The sequence below is a fragment of the Kluyvera huaxiensis genome (assembly GCF_040149365.1).
Classification (GTDB): domain Bacteria; phylum Pseudomonadota; class Gammaproteobacteria; order Enterobacterales; family Enterobacteriaceae; genus Kluyvera; species Kluyvera intermedia_A.
On the sequence record NZ_JBEFLV010000054.1, the window covers coordinates 1 to 909 of the forward strand.

At 60.6% G+C, this 909-nt stretch carries 1 protein-coding gene; it reads right to left on the minus strand.

The features are described 5' to 3' along the window. Window positions 1-83 precede the first annotated feature (83 nt). Window positions 84-848 carry an IS6-like element IS6100 family transposase gene (locus tag ABOC97_RS23875; RefSeq protein ID WP_001389365.1) on the minus strand — a complete coding sequence of 255 codons (765 nt, stop codon included), beginning with the start codon at window positions 846-848 and terminating at the stop codon, window positions 84-86. Window positions 849-909 lie beyond the last annotated feature (61 nt).

Consider the following 909-nt stretch of genomic DNA (forward strand, 5'->3'; position numbering starts at 1 on the left):
CACCAAAGCGAGGTGAGCATGGCGACGGAGGCTCTGTTGCAAAGATTGGCGGCAGTCAGAGGTAGGCTGTCGCTCTGCGCCGATCAGGCGGCTGCTGCGAAATGGTGGTTGAGCATGCCCATGGCCTCCGTCAGCGCCGAGGGCCCAATGCCAAAAGCTCTCTCCACAAGGCGCACCTCGCCCCTGATGCCGGGCTGCAGGCACCAGGGGCGAGCCTGTCCTTTGCGCAGGGCTCGCATGACTTCGAATCCCTTGATCGTGGCATAGGCCGTGGGGATCGATTTGAAACCGCGCACCGGCTTGATCAGTATCTTGAGCTTTCCGTGATCGGCCTCGATCACGTTATTGAGATACTTCACCTGCCGGTGGGCCGTCTCCCGGTCCAGCTTTCCTTCGCGCTTCAATTCGGTGATCGCTGCACCATAGCTCGGCGCTTTGTCGGTATTGAGCGTGGCAGGCTTTTCCCAGTGCTTCAGGCCTCGCAGGGCCTTGCCCAGGAACCGCTTCGCTGCCTTGGCGCTGCGGGTCGGCGACAGGTAGAAATCGATCGTGTCGCCCCGCTTGTCGACTGCCCGGTACAGGTAGGTCCACTTGCCCCGCACCTTGACGTAGGTTTCATCCAGGCGCCAGCTCGGATCAAAGCCACGCCGCCAGAACCAGCGCAGCCGCTTCTCCATCTCCGGGGCGTAGCACTGGACCCAGCGATAGATCGTCGTATGGTCGACCGAAATGCCGCGTTCCGCCAGCATTTCCTCAAGGTCGCGATAGCTGATCGGATAGCGACAATACCAGCGCACCGCCCACAGGATCACATCACCCTGGAAATGGCGCCACTTGAAATCCGTCATCGTTCCGTCCGTCCAATCTCCGCCAAGCATGCTCAAGCTTCACGATTTTTGCAACAGAGCC